The 15,207-nt window shown below is 44.2% G+C and carries 16 protein-coding genes; 7 read left to right on the forward strand and 9 right to left on the reverse strand.

Features of this window, described 5'->3' with window-relative positions; genetic code table 11:
- Positions 1-29 precede the first annotated feature (29 nt).
- The 3 genes from ABLT31_RS24860 to ABLT31_RS24870 form a co-directional block, all read right to left on the reverse strand.
- Complete coding sequence (locus ABLT31_RS24860) at positions 30-602, reverse strand: beta-class carbonic anhydrase (protein ID WP_367756841.1); 573 nt, start codon at positions 600-602, stop codon at positions 30-32.
- Positions 603-845: 243 nt separating this feature from the next.
- Positions 846-2,663 carry a solute symporter family protein gene (locus ABLT31_RS24865; RefSeq protein ID WP_367756843.1) on the reverse strand — a complete coding sequence of 606 codons (1,818 nt, stop codon included), beginning with the start codon at positions 2,661-2,663 and terminating at the stop codon, positions 846-848.
- Between the two features lie 12 nt (positions 2,664-2,675).
- Positions 2,676-3,029, reverse strand: coding sequence for a DUF485 domain-containing protein (locus ABLT31_RS24870; RefSeq protein WP_367756845.1), 354 nt, complete (start codon positions 3,027-3,029; stop codon positions 2,676-2,678).
- Positions 3,030-3,304: 275 nt separating this feature from the next.
- On the opposite strand from ABLT31_RS24870, the gene ABLT31_RS24875 reads away from it, so the two are divergent.
- Both ABLT31_RS24875 and ABLT31_RS24880 read left to right on the forward strand, forming a co-directional pair.
- A complete protein-coding gene (locus ABLT31_RS24875; RefSeq protein WP_367756847.1) occupies positions 3,305-4,273 on the forward strand; it encodes an ABC transporter ATP-binding protein in 969 nt (322 codons plus the stop codon).
- 17 nt (positions 4,274-4,290) lie between these two features.
- Positions 4,291-5,256 carry an ABC transporter ATP-binding protein gene (locus ABLT31_RS24880; protein WP_367756849.1) on the forward strand — a complete coding sequence of 322 codons (966 nt, stop codon included), beginning with the start codon at positions 4,291-4,293 and terminating at the stop codon, positions 5,254-5,256.
- Between the two features lie 5 nt (positions 5,257-5,261).
- Here ABLT31_RS24880 and ABLT31_RS24885 read toward each other — a convergent pair whose 3' ends face one another.
- Positions 5,262-5,570 carry a winged helix-turn-helix domain-containing protein gene (locus ABLT31_RS24885; protein WP_367756851.1) on the reverse strand — a complete coding sequence of 103 codons (309 nt, stop codon included), beginning with the start codon at positions 5,568-5,570 and terminating at the stop codon, positions 5,262-5,264.
- Positions 5,571-5,695: 125 nt separating this feature from the next.
- Positions 5,696-5,914 (reverse strand): hypothetical protein, encoded by a 219-nt coding sequence (locus tag ABLT31_RS24890; protein ID WP_367756853.1) that lies wholly within the window; start codon positions 5,912-5,914, stop codon positions 5,696-5,698.
- A 146-nt stretch (positions 5,915-6,060) separates the two neighbouring features.
- Here ABLT31_RS24890 and ABLT31_RS24895 point away from each other — a divergent pair, with 146 nt between their 5' ends.
- Positions 6,061-6,282, forward strand: coding sequence for a hypothetical protein (locus ABLT31_RS24895; RefSeq protein WP_367756855.1), 222 nt, complete (start codon positions 6,061-6,063; stop codon positions 6,280-6,282).
- 95 nt (positions 6,283-6,377) lie between these two features.
- On the opposite strand, the gene ABLT31_RS24900 is transcribed toward ABLT31_RS24895, so the two are convergent.
- Positions 6,378-6,566 carry a hypothetical protein gene (locus tag ABLT31_RS24900; RefSeq protein WP_367756857.1) on the reverse strand — a complete coding sequence of 63 codons (189 nt, stop codon included), beginning with the start codon at positions 6,564-6,566 and terminating at the stop codon, positions 6,378-6,380.
- Between the two features lie 193 nt (positions 6,567-6,759).
- Between ABLT31_RS24900 and ABLT31_RS24905 the strand changes: the two genes are divergently transcribed.
- Positions 6,760-7,878 carry a DUF3900 domain-containing protein gene (locus ABLT31_RS24905; RefSeq protein ID WP_367756859.1) on the forward strand — a complete coding sequence of 373 codons (1,119 nt, stop codon included), beginning with the start codon at positions 6,760-6,762 and terminating at the stop codon, positions 7,876-7,878.
- 61 nt (positions 7,879-7,939) lie between these two features.
- Here ABLT31_RS24905 and ABLT31_RS24910 read toward each other — a convergent pair whose 3' ends face one another.
- Positions 7,940-8,842 carry an acyl-ACP desaturase gene (locus ABLT31_RS24910; RefSeq protein WP_367756861.1) on the reverse strand — a complete coding sequence of 301 codons (903 nt, stop codon included), beginning with the start codon at positions 8,840-8,842 and terminating at the stop codon, positions 7,940-7,942.
- A 233-nt stretch (positions 8,843-9,075) separates the two neighbouring features.
- On the opposite strand from ABLT31_RS24910, the gene ABLT31_RS24915 reads away from it, so the two are divergent.
- Both ABLT31_RS24915 and ABLT31_RS24920 read left to right on the forward strand, forming a co-directional pair.
- A complete protein-coding gene (locus tag ABLT31_RS24915) occupies positions 9,076-9,870 on the forward strand; it encodes an alpha/beta hydrolase (protein WP_367756863.1) in 795 nt (264 codons plus the stop codon).
- A gap of 222 nt (positions 9,871-10,092) precedes the next feature.
- Entirely contained in the window at positions 10,093-11,505 is a 1,413-nt protein-coding gene (locus tag ABLT31_RS24920; RefSeq protein ID WP_367756865.1) for an LCP family glycopolymer transferase, read from the forward strand.
- Positions 11,506-11,545: 40 nt separating this feature from the next.
- Here the strand turns inward: ABLT31_RS24920 and typA are convergent, their stop codons facing one another.
- Complete coding sequence (typA, locus tag ABLT31_RS24925; RefSeq protein WP_367756867.1) at positions 11,546-13,378, reverse strand: translational GTPase TypA; 1,833 nt, start codon at positions 13,376-13,378, stop codon at positions 11,546-11,548.
- 182 nt (positions 13,379-13,560) lie between these two features.
- Between typA and ABLT31_RS24930 the strand changes: the two genes are divergently transcribed.
- The gene (locus tag ABLT31_RS24930) at positions 13,561-13,839 is read left to right on the forward strand and encodes a hypothetical protein (RefSeq protein ID WP_367756869.1); all 279 of its coding nucleotides are present in this window, start codon (positions 13,561-13,563) and stop codon (positions 13,837-13,839) included.
- Between the two features lie 59 nt (positions 13,840-13,898).
- Here the strand turns inward: ABLT31_RS24930 and ABLT31_RS24935 are convergent, their stop codons facing one another.
- Entirely contained in the window at positions 13,899-15,197 is a 1,299-nt protein-coding gene (locus tag ABLT31_RS24935; RefSeq protein ID WP_367756871.1) for a BaiN/RdsA family NAD(P)/FAD-dependent oxidoreductase, read from the reverse strand.
- Between the last annotated feature and the right edge of the window lie 10 nt (positions 15,198-15,207).

Raw genomic sequence — 15,207 nt, forward strand, 5'->3', positions numbered from 1 at the left:
CCTGGGTTGAAGCCTTCTTTTAGATTGAACTATTCACCTTCTAGGTAAGAATATCCATCTTCTACAACATCCAGCCTTCCTGTCTTAGGGTCAATAATTAATCCATGGACAGGGATCTTCGGTAAGAGGGGATGGTTGCGAATCACACGAACACTATTTTTTACACTTTCCCCAACAGAGTCAAACCCTTTCAGCCACCTATTGATATCGATGCCAGATGACTCAAGTGTTTTAAGGGTTTCTTCTTTAATCCCACTTGTTAAAAATTTTTGTTTAATTAAAGTCGGATTAACGCTTCCCATCCCGCAATCATAATGCCCGGCAATTACGATTTCCTCTACACCTAATTCATACACCGCTACCAGTATACTTCGCATGGCGCTCCCGAAGGGGTGTGACACTACTGCACCTGCGGTTTTAATGATTTTCACATCGCCGTTCTTGATATCCATAGCTGCAGGAAGCAATTCGACCAAGCGTGTATCCATGCACGTTACGATGACAAATTTTCGATCAGGGAACTTGGATGTAGCGTAGCGTTCGTATTTCTTTTCTTCAACAAAGCTTCGATTGTGCTCTAGAATATTTTCTAAAAGACTCATGTAATCACCACCTATAAGATAAGTTAATGTTAGCAGAAAAAACTATGGCAAGCATATTCCATTGTTATATTTTATCACAAACATTTTATCTTAACCTATAGTGAAATATAAAGCGGTGCTGTATCAAGGGGACGCGAATCAAGTTTTCTGGTATTCAAATGGGAGGAGTGCTACAGTGAGATCCCTAGCGACAGCGTTTCAAAAAAAGGAAAACCGGATGACATCCAGTTTTCCTTTTTTTATTTATGATACTTTAGAATCTGCATCTTGCATGGCTACGCGAACGCGTTCGGACAGCTCATCGGAACCATGGATACGGGCCCAAATATTATTGACATAGGCAGGCATTTGATTTTTATCCATGATGCTTACCAGATAGATTGACAAGAAACTCAAGGGGATAATGAAGATGGATGGGAAAGCCATCGCCCCAAGAGTTGCACCGAAACTCCCCGGAGCAAATACCCCCGTCTCCTTTAAGACATTCATCAGAATGAAGAACATACTGCCTCCGCCACCGACAATCATTCCAGCAATGGCGCCATTGCGAGTAGTCTTCTTCCACCAGATGGAGCAGAGCAGCATCGGAACGAATGCACCGCCTGATACCGCGAAGGCCCAAGTAACCATCATGGCGATGAGGGATGGATAGGCTTTATCCAGACCGATGGCCGGGATTCCGATTCCAACAAGCAAGGAGAATAATCCCATGATCACAACGGCAAGCTTCCCAACAACAACTTTTTTCCATTCAGGGGCATTGGGGTTCACGTAATTTTCGTAAATATCATGGCCCCAAGAGGCTGCTGAGGCGATCAATAGTCCGCCAACAGTAGAGAACATAGCGGCGAAGGCTCCTGCTGCAACATAACCCAGTCCAAATTCGCCAAACAAGAGCTTTCCTAACACAGGCATGATCTGGTCAGACTTGAGGAGATGACCGTCTACCGTTAGGGCTAAAATACTAGGATCTGTTGCGGCAAGATTAGAGACAAAGTTCCGGCCGCCCATGCCAACAACCGAGCTCATGATATAGAAGAATCCCACGAATCCAAGCACCCATAGTGTGGATATACGAGCAACTTTACCGGATGGATTGGTATAGTAACGGTTCATGATGTGTGGAAGTCCCATCGTACCTAGAATAAGGGCGAGTACCATCGAGAATTGGTTCAGCCAATCATAACGATGCCCAGGCTCTTGGAAGGTCATCGTGCGATCAGGGTGCAGTTTATTAGCTTGCGGCATAACAACCGCAACAGAAGCAGTCGGATCACCGGCTTGAACCTTCTGTTCCACGAGGGCAAAAGCTTCAGGGCTCATGACGGATTTTGCTTTATCATAAGGACGGCTGCCTTCTTCCCCAGCCATTAATTTTTCCACAGTCATAGTAGCCGGATTCGTTAATGGCTTGTTGTCAGAAGCGTAAGAACCAACGCCTTTCATTAAGACTAGGGCAAATACTAAAAACATGGCTGTAAATAATACCCAGAATTGGATCATCTGGTTTAAGGTGGTTCCCTTCATGCCCCCGACTGCTACATAAAAGATCATAATAGCTACAACAGCAACCACTCCGGTTTGGTAGGGAGTCATGCCGAGAAATCCTAGTCCTACGAGTACATCCCAGGTGTTTCCTGCTCCAACCATCTGCGGGGCAAGATAGAAGATACAAATCAGCTGAACCATAATTACTCCGATGATTCGTGCTGTATGGCTTTTTCCGAAGCGGGCAAAGAGAAAATCAGGAATCGTGTATTCCCCAAATTTACGAAGGGGGCTGGCAATAAAAAGTACAACAGGTACAAACGCAGCTCCAAAGCCAATGGCATACCACATGCCATCCACTCCAGAGGCATAGACTGCCGCTGCGACACCTAAGAAGGAAGCAGCTGAAAAGTAGTCGCCGCAGATGGCAGTAGAGTTCGTCAGCATTCCTACTTTACGGCCTGCAAGATAAAAGTTGGCCGTATTCGAATTGAATTTTCTGGAATAGATCGAAATTCCAATTGTAATCACCACTAATGCGAGAACCATAACAACAGCGGTAGTATTTAACATATAAAACCCCCTCTATTTTTGCTTGAGTTTTTCATCCAGTCTGTTTGCCTTTTGTACAAACACATAAGCCATTAACCAATAGACGATATGAAACAGCAGAAGTGTGGTCCAGAAGTTGAGGGTAAGTCCGCCAAGGATAGGTGTTGCATACCACCATTCCGAGGTAATGCTTAGGAAGGGAATTAGTAGAGTAATAAGAAAGAAGTAGGCCCCAAAGGTAAAGCTTAATTTCTTCTGCGCAGTAAAGGATCGTTCGACTTCTGCGAGTTCTTGGGTTGTGACAAACTGTGTTGTGAGTGAGGCAGGGTAGGAGCTTTGTGATTTTGCGGGCTGGACGACATTTTCCCCCAGGTTTGTTGTTGCCATAAATGACCTCCTTTATTTTGTTTGCACTATCATGTAAGCGCTTAAGTTGAGTATATTCGTAATCTAGTTAACTTTACAATAAGTTTGCGTGATTTGTAAAAAATCATGTGTAAACGGTATGAAAAGAAAGGTGTTTAGTGCGTTTGGGAGCTGTCTCCATTTTTTGAAGCTAATTTTCCTTTCTATTCCGTCCTTATCCAAAATATAAATAAAGTGTTACCACCACATTTTGCTCCAGCATTGAGCAAATCTTGGATGGGAAGAGGTGTGCTTACGTGACAGAAAAACTGCTAGAAGTAAAGGGGCTGCGCACTCATTTTTTTAGTGATCAAGGAGAAGTTCCTGCCGTAGATGGGATTGATTTATACGTAAGGAAGGGCGAAGTTTTAGGGGTAGTAGGCGAGTCGGGATGCGGGAAAAGTGTTACCTCGCTTTCCGTGATGAGACTTGTGCCTGACCCACCTGGAAAGATTGTTGGGGGAACGATGTTTTTTAAAGGGGAAAATTTAGTTCAAGTCTCTGAAAAAAGAATGAGGCAAATTAGGGGAAATGAGATTTCTATGATTTTTCAGGAACCAATGACTTCATTAAATCCTGTATACACGATTGGAGACCAGATAGGGGAAACCGTTCGGCTTCATCGGCGGTTAAGTAAAAAAGACGCAAAGCAGCACGCCATAGATATGCTTAGAAAGGTAGGGATCCCTCGCCCTGAACAAATCGTGAAGGAATATCCGCATCAATTGTCGGGGGGAATGAGACAAAGGGTAATGATCGCCATGGCTATGTCTTGTGATCCCGAATTGCTGATTGCCGATGAACCGACCACCGCATTGGATGTCACGATCCAAGCCCAGATTCTAGATCTCATGAGAAACTTAAACAAGCAAACGGGAGCAGCGATCTTGATAATTACGCATGATCTTGGCGTTGTGGCCGGAATGTGCGATCGAGTGGCAGTCATGTATGCCGGGAAGGTTGTGGAAGAGGGGGATGTCCAAAGCATATTCAAAAATCCCAAACACCCCTACACGAAAGGATTAATTCAATCCGTTCCGCGCATGGATGACGAGAGAGACCGGCTCTACTCCATACCTGGCAATGTTCCGGTCCCTGGCTCCATGCCTAAAGGCTGCCGTTTTGCCCCTCGCTGCCAATATCTTGTAGATAAGTGCAAGGAAGAGATGCCGGAGCTCATTTCTTTATCGTCTGGACATAAGTGCCGATGCTGGTTGTACCCATAAGGAAAGGAGGGCTCAAAATGGCGCAGGATCTGCTTCAGGTCAAAAATTTAAAAAAATACTTTCCTATAAAAGGGGGGTTACTGGGCAAAGTGGTCGGCCAAGTCAAAGCGGTCGATGATGTATCGTTCACGGTAAGAAGGGGGGAGACGTTAGGCTTAGTAGGAGAGAGCGGCTGCGGAAAGTCAACAACAGGACGCTCCCTGCTTCGGCTGATTGAGCCTACATCCGGGCAGGTATTGTTTAACGGCACAGATGTAACAGCTATGACAAAGGAGGAACTGAGGCAGATCAGAAGAGATATGCAGATTGTGTTTCAGGATCCCTTCGCTTCCCTAAATCCCAGGCACACAGTGGAAAAGATTTTAGAGGAACCTTTAATTGTCCATGGAATAGGCAATATGCAGGCAAGAAGGGAGCGGGTCAAATATTTGTTAGAAGTAGTAGGATTAAATGCGTATCACGCAAAGCGGTATCCTCATCAATTTTCTGGCGGCCAGCGACAGCGCATTGGGATTGCGAGGGCCCTTGCATTAAATCCTAAGCTTATTGTTGCTGACGAGCCTGTATCCGCGTTGGATGTTTCCATTCAATCACAGGTTTTGAATTTGCTTCAGGATCTGCAAAAGGAGCTGGGGCTTACGTATATCTTCATCGCTCATGACCTGAGTGTCGTCAAGCATATATGTGATCGAGTGGGCGTAATGTACTTAGGAAGGATCGTCGAATTAGCGGATAAGAAGAAGCTTTACGCCGATCCGAAGCATCCCTACACAAAAGCCCTCCTATCTGCCGTACCCATTCCAGACCCGGACGTAAAGCAAGAGCGCATCATCCTTCAAGGGGATGTTCCGAGTCCGGCTAATGCCCCGAAGGGCTGTGCGTTTCACACTCGATGCAGCGCTGCGATGGACATTTGCAAAAAGGAAAGACCGGCGTTATCAGATAATAAGGATGGCCACTTTGTTGCCTGTCATCTATACTAGACCGCTTAGCCTACTAGTACTCGGATTTCTTGATTCCACTTGTCCAGGGCATGAAATACATGTGGATTAGCCTTATATACCATCGGTTTTCTTCCTGTTTTGTTGGTCTTATAGGAAGAACGCTCCTCAATGATCAAGTTTGCTTGTTCCAAGGTTTTTAGGTGATCCCTCATTACATTAGGGTGAATGGAGAAAACTGCAGCAAGCTCTTGGCAATTAAACGTTTCTTGGGTATCCACTAAGTAGTTATATACACGAATGCGGGTATCGTCTTGCAAAGAACGGAAAATAGGCAAAAGTAATTCTAGTTTCATGGTAAAAGACCTCTCTTTTTTAAAATTGTACGTTGTTACGCTTACCATGATGCTAACATGGATTTTTATCACCAGCTATGACAAATGTCACACTGAAAAAAAACTAGCCTGGAAAAAGCTCCAGGCTAGTCTTCTTGATTCATTCTTTTCATCATGTTTTTTGCCGCATCTTCCATTCCATCGACCGCATTCATCGCAGCGCTTTCGGTTGCTTCCAAGCCTTGCTGGGCGGCATTTGCGGCAGTCTCAACTGCATTTTCTACCGTATCAAACGCGGTGTCCGCCCCATCTTTAATCGCCTCAGCGGTCTGTTTGATCATATTCTTATTTTCATTCTGTTCCATACTATCCCTCCTCTAAGTGAAGATAACCATATTGTTTACTTTGATCTTTTCCTCTATTCCTTTTGGAAAAGCGGGATTAACTATTTTACATTCTGTCAATACTGAGTGATAGAATAGTATGGAAATGATGAGCGAGGTGTAAGTTGATGGAGGCTATGCCTGTAGACCAATTTTTAAACCGCTGCGTAGAAGGAGATCGTATTGTCAGATGTCCCAATTGCCAAAGAATTAATGTGGGACAAGTGGCCCCCAAATATTTTTATTGTTCGGATTGTTTCATTGAGATGAAGCTGGGAGAGAAGATCACCTTTTATGAGCTTGATGAAAACGGAGAATTAGCTTGTCTGGATGATATCTTCTATAATTAATATTTTAAAGACCAGTTATCCATTCCCTCAATGGTCCCTGTTTCTCGTATGGAATCAGGGACCATACTTATTTTCAGTTGGGAATTTCTTTAATTCTAGCCGAGTTTCCTATGCTGCTGAAGGAAGGTTATGCGTTCATTGATTACCCGGACTTTATAATATAAGGTCATCCGCTCTTGCCAGCTTAGTGCAGGATCCACGACTTGGTCCTTGATTCCTTTTTTGATTTCCTCGAGAGCTGTAATGCTGGAAATAGTATATATTTGATCCTGGAACTCATCCACTCTGATTGCCCCCTTTTTTTTCCTCGAAGTTTGTATTTTTAGCCCGATGCTAAAATATATCCAGTAAACGAGATAATATGACAAAAAGATACATGTATAAAAATTTTCTGTAGTCCTTTTTCCTGTTTAAAAGCTGTTATAATGATGGAAGGTCAATAATAGATGATAATTCTCTGGTTAAGGGGAAGCCGATATGGATTTTAAAGTAGAATATCTTTCTTTTTTTGTCGTGAAAGTGGAAGGAGAAGGGGATCAGGCATCTCAAACCTTCCGACATTATCAGACATTCGATGAAAATAGCTATGGAGACAGCAATGTAAAGTGGTTCCTTGAGGGCGAGTTTGCCCGGACGGTGAAGAGAAAGGCAGATCGAACGCCGAAGACGGATCAGGCTCCCACCAAGGTAGGCAAATTCATTGTCGAACCTGGATATGGATTGGATAGCAATCCGAATTACAATATGTTTGCTAGGTTAAAAAAGGCAGGGAACATGGTGGAATTCCAAGCGGCGAGTGATGATGTGATTCGTGCCTACATTCAAACTACAGCAAGCCGAGGTGGAGCCCTCATCATAGCCAGAGCCAAATTAAGCAAGTATTTTGATGAGCCATTGATTTTTATCATGAAGTGTGACTTTGAAAATAAGATTGCCCGGATTTCAGATGAGCAGCACATTATCCAGGAAGTTCAAATGGCCATCAGTGCCAAAAATATAAAATCTATTCTTTATCCGTATATGCCGGAAGAGGGAATGGTCAGTGAGTGGGAATTAAAGATTTTCCAGTCTTCACACGCGCGCTACTTTGAGGATTTCTTAAAATTTGTCGATTACGAGCCTTCTGTTCCAGAAATGATGAATACCCAAGTTATGGGGATGGTTCAGGAATTTATCGAGGAGTCCTATCCAGTTGAGCAAGAAGAGAAAGAGAAGGAACTGGAAGAAATGGACATTTGGGCCGGCAAGAAGGAACGTGAGCTTCAGGAAAAATGGTCCCATGATCAGGTGGCTGCTGCAACTCAAGCCTTGGTTGACTCAAAGCCTGATTTAGAAATGAAGTTCAGGCTTGATGGAGTGACGATTAAATCCTTATTGTCAGACTATGGAGAGAATATCCATTTTGCCAAACTGGGGAACCGGTATGTTGTCATGATTGAGGGAGATTCCTTTCAGTTTGATAAAGGAATATCGCCTATAGAGCTTCTTCGCCCGGATCAGCTGGATGAAGTGATGCAAAGAATTTTAAAAAAGCAATCGCCTCATACTCAGCTTACAGAAGCAGCGGCTGCTAGTGATGAGGAACCGCCATTCTAATCCCGGTTGTATTGGCTTATGCATAGATTAAAGAAAAACACCAGGTAAAATTTACCTGGTGTTATGCGTTAGTTTTTTTTCGGGCTGCTCTTTCGGAAATTTTCTTCAGCCTGTCGTGGTGTTTCAGCATGTTGGCTCTCGCTTCTTCCGCTCTAGGGTCTGTAGGGTTCAAATCACGAATTCCCCAAAACTCGACAAGAACATCAACTACCTGAAGGAAGTATTGTTCCGGTCCATAGTTTGCTTCGTGGCCGATCACTTTCATGCGTTCATCAAAGTCAGGCATGTTCCTGCCCGGCATGCCAAAGTGTAAAAGCACATAGGATACGTGGTAAACATAGTTCGCATCCAATTCTAAGTGAGCCTTCACAGCGTCGCGATAAAACGCATAATGCAAGCTTTCATCTTTGGCCAATCGGCGAAGCAAGGTCGCTAGGTCACGGTCATGGGGCTGTGCCACTTTGGCTACGTTGTTATAGTAAACCATCGTAGCAAGTTCCTGGATAGCCGTATAAGCCATAACTTGTACCGGTTCTGGGAATTCGCACTCAAATCCCTGTTCTACTACATGCTTTCTTAGCTTGCGCAGCTCATATGGGTTCGCATTTCGCGTAATGATAAGATACGTTTCCAATAAGCTGGAATGCTGATCCTCCTCGGAAACCCAGGTATGAATAAAATCTACTAATGGTTCTAATGCACCCTTGAAGGTCACGTTGAGATGAGTAGTAAACCATGGAAGATTAACCTCGGTCAACAAAGCCGTTTCAATCGCTGTATAAATCGCAGGGGGCAGAGTTCTTTGGCTCTCATCCCACGGTTCTTTCTTGAAGCAGCGAGCTTTGTCCCAAGGAATAAAATCGTGGTAACTCCAGTCAATTTTCTCTGCTCTTTCGCGGTGTATTTTGTATAATTCCAATAAGCGCCCTTCAAGTCTGGCGTCTACATTGCTGTATTCAAGCATCAACTTTCCCCCTTTAAGAAAACTTGGTTTAGCGCCAAGTACAAGTTTCTTCGTACTGTGCAAATAATATAACGTAGTTATATTCTGGTAGCACAAAAAAACACTATAACTTATATTATAATCATTTTTGAGGCTAAAAGAAAATTGTTTTTAGAGTATTTTCGTCTATTTTTTGAATACAAATACTGTAATTTTCTATTATCGCTTACATAAAGAGTAAGGAGGGAGATCTTTTGGACAGTTTTACTTTATTTTCCGAGGGGAAAGATCCGGTTTGGGGTTCAATTCTGTTGGTTCATGGCTCAGGTGAGCATGTAGGGCGATATAAATGGGCCATCGAGCAATGGAATCAAGGAGGTTTGGATGTATTAGGAGGTGACTTGCCTGGGCATGGCCAGTCTCCTGGCAAGCGCGGGCACATCCAATCCTTTAATGAGTATATCGAAGCGGTAAATGACTGGTATGATGCCCTGCGGGAGCGCTCTGATCATGTCCCTTTTGTTTTTGGACACAGTTTAGGAGGCTTGGTGGTCAGCCGGTTTATGGAAATCAATAAAAGAGAAGCAAGGGGAGTCCTATTGTCCTCGCCTTGTTTTGGGTTAAGGGTGAAAGTTCCTGCCTGGAAAGAATGGATTGCTAAAAGTTTAAATGTTCTTCATCCCGCTCTCGTTCTTCCTTCAGAGGTGAAGTCGGAGTCGGTTACAAGAAGCCAAGAGATTCGTGACGCTCTTGAAACCGATCCTTACCGGGTCAATGGTGTAAGTGTCCGGTGGTATAGGGAGCTGCAAGTCCACATGCAAAAAAACTGGGAGGAGCAACATCAATTTCCTGATATTCCTTTGGTTATTCATCAGGCTGGCGACGATTCCGTGACGGATCCGGATGTGGCGAAGAGATGGATGGAAGCAATAGCGGTTAGTGATAAACTATTTACAGAATGGCCGGGCCTGTATCACGAGTTGCTGAATGAGCCTGAGAGAGACGAGGTTATGGCTGCGATGATCGCTTGGATGAAAAAAAGACAATGAAACGAAAGAAGCCTCACGAAGAAAAACTGCGAGTTGCAAAGCAGTTTTTTTTGTTTTTGAACGAAACCTCTGGATCGCTGGCAACGTCTATTCTTATGAAACCTTTGTTTTTAACTTACTATTATGGGAAATTTATTTCCTTCCCATACATAGGATATTGCATAATTTGTGCATGTACATTATGCTTTAAAGGGTGTTATATAGTTGCGTGGGGGTACAACAATGCAGATTGAAACAAATCGCTCTTTAAAACATAAGCAAGGGAAAAAGAAGAAAAAGAAAAAGCGCTGGATTGGCATGCTGCTTAGCTTTTTCCTCTTCGCTTCCGTTGCAGTAGGTGCTTCTGTTTGGTGGAAGGTCAATAATGTTTTAGATGAAATAACGGTTGAAGCTGAGCCAGGAGTAACCGATGAGGAAATGACGAGGCCAGCAAATTATAGCCAAGAGCCGATTTCGATTGTCATGATCGGCAGGGACTCAAGAGAAAATCTAGGGTTGATGAATACAGACGTCCTCATTGTAGCGGCGCTAAACCCAAAGACGAAGCATGTGACCATGATGTCGATTCCACGCGATACCGGAGTGAAGATTCCGGGTTATAACGGCTACCATAAAATTAACTCGGTTTATTCTAAAGGTGAAAGAGAGCGTCGAGCGGCAGAAAAAGCCGGAAAGCCGGTCACCGAAACGGGAACTACGCTGCTGAAGAAAACCTTAGAGGAAGCGCTGGGTATACCGATTCATTATTATGCTATGGTGGATTTCGAAGGATTTACTAAAGTTGTCGATAAATTAGGCGGCTTGGAAATTGATGTAGAGAAGAGTATGAAATATACCGACCCGGGCGATGGGACGAACATTAATTTAGAACCAGGCTTGCAGGTTTTAGATGGAAAAAACACGCTAGACTATGTACGCCATCGTTTGGATAACCGAGGCTCAAAATTTTACTCCACCGATTTTGATCGCGGGAAGCGACAGCAGATTGTGATCAAAGGCATGGTGGATAAGATGAAGTCCTTTACGGGAATATCCAGCTTTTTCAGCGTATTGAATGTAGCAGGAGAGCATGCCCGTACAGATTTGTCCAAGGATCAAATCAAAGGGCTGATTATGGACTTTAAATCAGTCGGGTCTGAGAATATTGCCAGTTTGGATACAGGTGGATATTGGGACCGTGCCAGCTCCCATACCATTATCCCAAAGGAAAACTTAAAGCAAATCCAGCTGTCTTTTCAGCAGGAAATGGGAATAGAGGGTGCTGAGTTCGAATCCACGCTCCGAGTTGATGGAGGATCCACGCAGACTCGTACGGTACAAAAGTCAGAACCAAAGAGAAAAACAGCGCCTAGTACAACAAACCAGGCCCAAGAGGCTCCAGTTAAAGAAGCAACCCCAAAGGCAGAGGAAAAGGCTCCAGAACAGCCAGAGCCAGCTAAACCGCTTGAGAATCAAGAGCAGCCAATCGAATCTGCTCCTGAATCCAGCCCCAAGACACAGGAACCGGCTAGTCCGCAACCGAGTCAACCTGTACCAGCTCCGGCACCGGTTACTCCAGCTCCAGCTGAACCAGGATTGCTGCAGCCGCCGCCTTCCATCCCAAAGGAGCCTCCGGTACAAGAAACACAAGGATAAAAAGAAAAACATAAAAAAGAGGACCAAATGGTCCTCTTTTTTATGTCATGCTATATTTCTGTGCCTTTTTCGCGCTTTCACGCTCGTTTTTCTTCAGATACTTCTTACGTAGACGAACAGACTTAGGTGTAACTTCACAGTATTCGTCGTCGTTCAAGTATTCTAACGCTTCTTCCAAGGAAAGGGTTCTAGGTGTTTTCAGTTTTACAGTGTCATCCTTGGTAGCACTGCGCACGTTTGTCGCATGCTTTTCCTTGCAGACGTTAACTACCAAGTCGTTATCGCGGTTGTGTTCCCCTACGATCATTCCTTCATAAACGTTCGTGCCTGGGTGGATGAACATAACTCCGCGGTCTTCCACGGAGAGAAGGCCATAGGTTGTAGCCACACCGGTTTCATGGGAGATGAGAACGCCCACTCTGCGTCCTCCGACCTGAGCCGATATATAAGGCTGGTAGCTATCAAAGGAGTGATTCAAAATGCCATACCCTTTAGTTAAAGTCATGAATTCGGTACGATAACCGATCAGACCTCGAGAAGGGATTAGGAATTCGAGACGGACAGAACCGAAACCGTTGTTGATCATATTGATCATTTCAGCTTTGCGATAGCCGAGGGACTCCATGACAGAACCGGTAAATTCCTCAGGAACATCAATCAGCAAGCGCTCCGTAGGCTCCATTTTCTTCCCGTCGATTTCACGAATGATTACTTCCGGTTTGGATACTAACAATTCATATCCTTCTCTTCTCATTGTTTCGATAAGGATGGACAAATGGAGTTCCCCGCGACCAGATACTTCGAAGGAATCGCCGCCTTCGGAGTCGTCTACTCGAAGACTAACATCAGTCTCCAGCTCTTGATAAAGACGATCTCTGATTTTTCGGGAGGTTACATGCTTTCCTTCCTTACCGGCAAATGGTCCGTTGTTTACGGAGAAGGTCATTTTCAAAGTAGGCTCATCAATTTTGAGCAGAGGCAACGCTTCTGGTGTCTCTACATCAGCAATGGTTTCCCCTACGTTGATTTCGGCAAGGCCAGGTACAGCAACCAGGTCGCCTGCTTTCGCTTCTTCGATCTCAATTCGCTTAAGTCCTGCAAAACCGAAAAGCTTCGCGATGCGAACTTGTTTAATGGATCCATCTCGTGTAATTTGAGCGACCATCTGACCTTTGCGAATCACTCCGCGATGAATTCGGCCGATCCCGATTCTTCCTAGATAGTCATTGTAATCCAAGATAGTGGCTTGCATCTGCAGAGGTCCGTCAATGTCGACTTCTGGAGCAGGAATGTGAGATATAATCGCGTCAAATAAGGATTCCATGTTCTCGTTCTGGTGATGAGGATCAGTACTTGCTGTTCCATTAATCCCGGAAGCGTAGATGACAGGGAATTCCAGTTGTTCTTCCGTGGCATCGAGATCTATAAACAGGTCATATACCTCATTAACCACTTCATCTGGGCGAGCATTCTCCCGGTCGATCTTATTAATGACAAGGATTGGCGTTAATTGCTGCTCTAGAGCTTTCTTCAACACAAAGCGGGTTTGCGGCATGCAGCCTTCAAAAGCATCAACGACTAACAAAACACCGTCGACCATCTTCATGATCCGCTCTACCTCACCACCGAAGTCCGCGTGGCCAGGAGTATCCAAGATATTAATCGTATGGCCTTTGTAATTGACAGCTGTATTCTTTGCCAATATAGTAATGCCGCGCTCTCTCTCCAAATCATTGGAATCCATGACGCGTTCGTGAACTTGCTCATTGGAACGGAATATTCCAGACTGTTGCAGAAGCTTATCTACAAGAGTCGTCTTGCCGTGGTCAACGTGGGCGATGATGGCAATATTACGTAAATCTTCTCTTTTCATTCAGGTTTCTCCTTCAGATCTTTCTTACATAGAAAGTTTTACATTCAACTCACATATTATACACCATTTCTTTTCAAATACCTAAAAGAATATATGGATAGATACTCCCAAAGGGAAGTTTATACCAAGGATAGTACAGGGAAGCAAAATTCATACTATGCTTAGGAAAGGGGATGATGTCCATGCAAAGAGGATTAATGATGCTTTTGTTGGGTGGAGTATTTACTTTATTTGGCTTGTTTATGATGCCAATGCGACGAGTGAATCCAAGACGAAATTTGGTTGACAATCCCATTGGATGGGGCCTTTTTGGATTTGGCCTATCTAGCTTATTAGTGGGAATAACCCAATCGGCAAAAAAAAGGGATAAAGTGGATGTTGAGGTAAAAAAATTTGATTACCCTATTGTTAAAGAACAAGAAGGTAAACCTCAGGAAGAGGAAAAACCTGCTGTCCATTAAATGGAAAAAAGAATTAGTCAGCTCTAGGAGCTTTTCGACTAATTCTTTTTTATCTCTGCTTATTCCACGGGAAATAGATAGGATTCTGCCGAGTTTTGACTGAATTCAGCTGCTCCCTTACCTGCTGCAAAGCCTGTCGCAAAGGCAGCTGTAATATTGAACCCGCCAGTATAGCCATGAATGTCCAAAATTTCTCCGCAAAAAAAGAGTCCTGGCATGATTTTAGATTTCATTGTTTTGGGTTCAATCTCTTTCAAATTCACACCGCCACCTGTAACGAAAGCTTCTTCAATCGACAAGGTACCATTAACTTGCACAGGGAGTTCTTTCAACAATTGGGTGAGCTTCTCCAGCCCATCCTTGGGCAAATGGGAAGAAACAGTATTTTCGTCTAGATCCGCCCATTCCAGCAGCAAAGGTATCATGCGCTCTGGGATATAACCCTTTAAAAGATTTTTCACCGCTTTTTTCGGTTCGTTTTCTGCTCGGTTTTGAATATCCAGTACAACATCCGCTAGACTTTTCGAAGGAAATAAATCGATAGTTACGGTGACTTCTTTTTTCTGATGCTTTTTCAGCGCTTTGATAACAAACTGGCTGCAACGAAGGGCAGCGGGTCCGGATAAGCCAAAGTGGGTGAAAATAATATCTCCTTCATGTTCAATCAGTTTCTTTTTCTTAACCGGATCAAGCACAGCCAGATGAATGCTCCGCAAGGAAAGTCCTTGCAATGTTTTTTGTCGTATAAAGGGCTCACTGGAAGTCAGGGGCACCTCTGTCGGGTATAATTCGGTGATGGTATGGCCAGCTTGTTCAGCCCAAGCGTATCCATCACCTGTCGATCCTGTGTGAGGTACAGATTTTCCTCCTACTGCAAGGACGACGGCTGGAGCGTGCAAAGTGGTTCCGTTTTGCAGGCGTATCCCCTTAACATGTCCATCTTCGTAAAGGATTCGATCGACTGGCGCGTTGGTTAGAATCTCCACCTTGAGGGCTTTGATTTTATTTACTAAAGCCGACACGACATCTTTAGCTTTATTGGAGACGGGAAACATTCGCCCGCGATCCTCTTCCTTTAAGGGAATCCCAAGGCCTTCAAAAAAATCAATGATATCTTGGTTATTGAAGACAGAAAAGGCACTATGCAAGAAACGTCCATTTCCAGGAATATTCTTGATAATAAAATCAATGCTTCCCGCATTGGTTACGTTACAGCGGCCTCCTCCGGAGATCGCCAGTTTTCGGCCTAGCTTATCGCCTTTGTCCACTAGCAGGACCTTTCGGCCTGATTGACCGGCAGATACTGCCGCCATCAGACCGGATGGGCCTCCACCAATGATGATTACATCATAGTCCATGATTTGTCCC

It is taken from the genome of Ammoniphilus soli, assembly GCF_040813775.1.

Coding starts and splice junctions, on each gene's coding strand:
- ABLT31_RS24860 (WP_367756841.1), bottom strand. CDS start 602: ATGAGTCTTTTAGAAAATATTCTAGAGCACAATCGAAGCTTTGTTGAA.
- ABLT31_RS24865 (WP_367756843.1), bottom strand. CDS start 2,663: ATGTTAAATACTACCGCTGTTGTTATGGTTCTCGCATTAGTGGTGATT.
- ABLT31_RS24870 (WP_367756845.1), bottom strand. CDS start 3,029: ATGGCAACAACAAACCTGGGGGAAAATGTCGTCCAGCCCGCAAAATCA.
- ABLT31_RS24880 (WP_367756849.1), top strand. CDS start 4,291: ATGGCGCAGGATCTGCTTCAGGTCAAAAATTTAAAAAAATACTTTCCT.
- ABLT31_RS24885 (WP_367756851.1), bottom strand. CDS start 5,570: ATGAAACTAGAATTACTTTTGCCTATTTTCCGTTCTTTGCAAGACGAT.
- ABLT31_RS24890 (WP_367756853.1), bottom strand. CDS start 5,914: ATGGAACAGAATGAAAATAAGAATATGATCAAACAGACCGCTGAGGCG.
- ABLT31_RS24895 (WP_367756855.1), top strand. CDS start 6,061: ATGGAGGCTATGCCTGTAGACCAATTTTTAAACCGCTGCGTAGAAGGA.
- ABLT31_RS24905 (WP_367756859.1), top strand. CDS start 6,760: ATGGATTTTAAAGTAGAATATCTTTCTTTTTTTGTCGTGAAAGTGGAA.
- ABLT31_RS24910 (WP_367756861.1), bottom strand. CDS start 8,842: ATGCTTGAATACAGCAATGTAGACGCCAGACTTGAAGGGCGCTTATTG.
- ABLT31_RS24920 (WP_367756865.1), top strand. CDS start 10,093: ATGCAGATTGAAACAAATCGCTCTTTAAAACATAAGCAAGGGAAAAAG.
- typA (WP_367756867.1), bottom strand. CDS start 13,378: ATGAAAAGAGAAGATTTACGTAATATTGCCATCATCGCCCACGTTGAC.
- ABLT31_RS24930 (WP_367756869.1), top strand. CDS start 13,561: ATGCAAAGAGGATTAATGATGCTTTTGTTGGGTGGAGTATTTACTTTA.
- ABLT31_RS24935 (WP_367756871.1), bottom strand. CDS start 15,197: ATGGACTATGATGTAATCATCATTGGTGGAGGCCCATCCGGTCTGATG.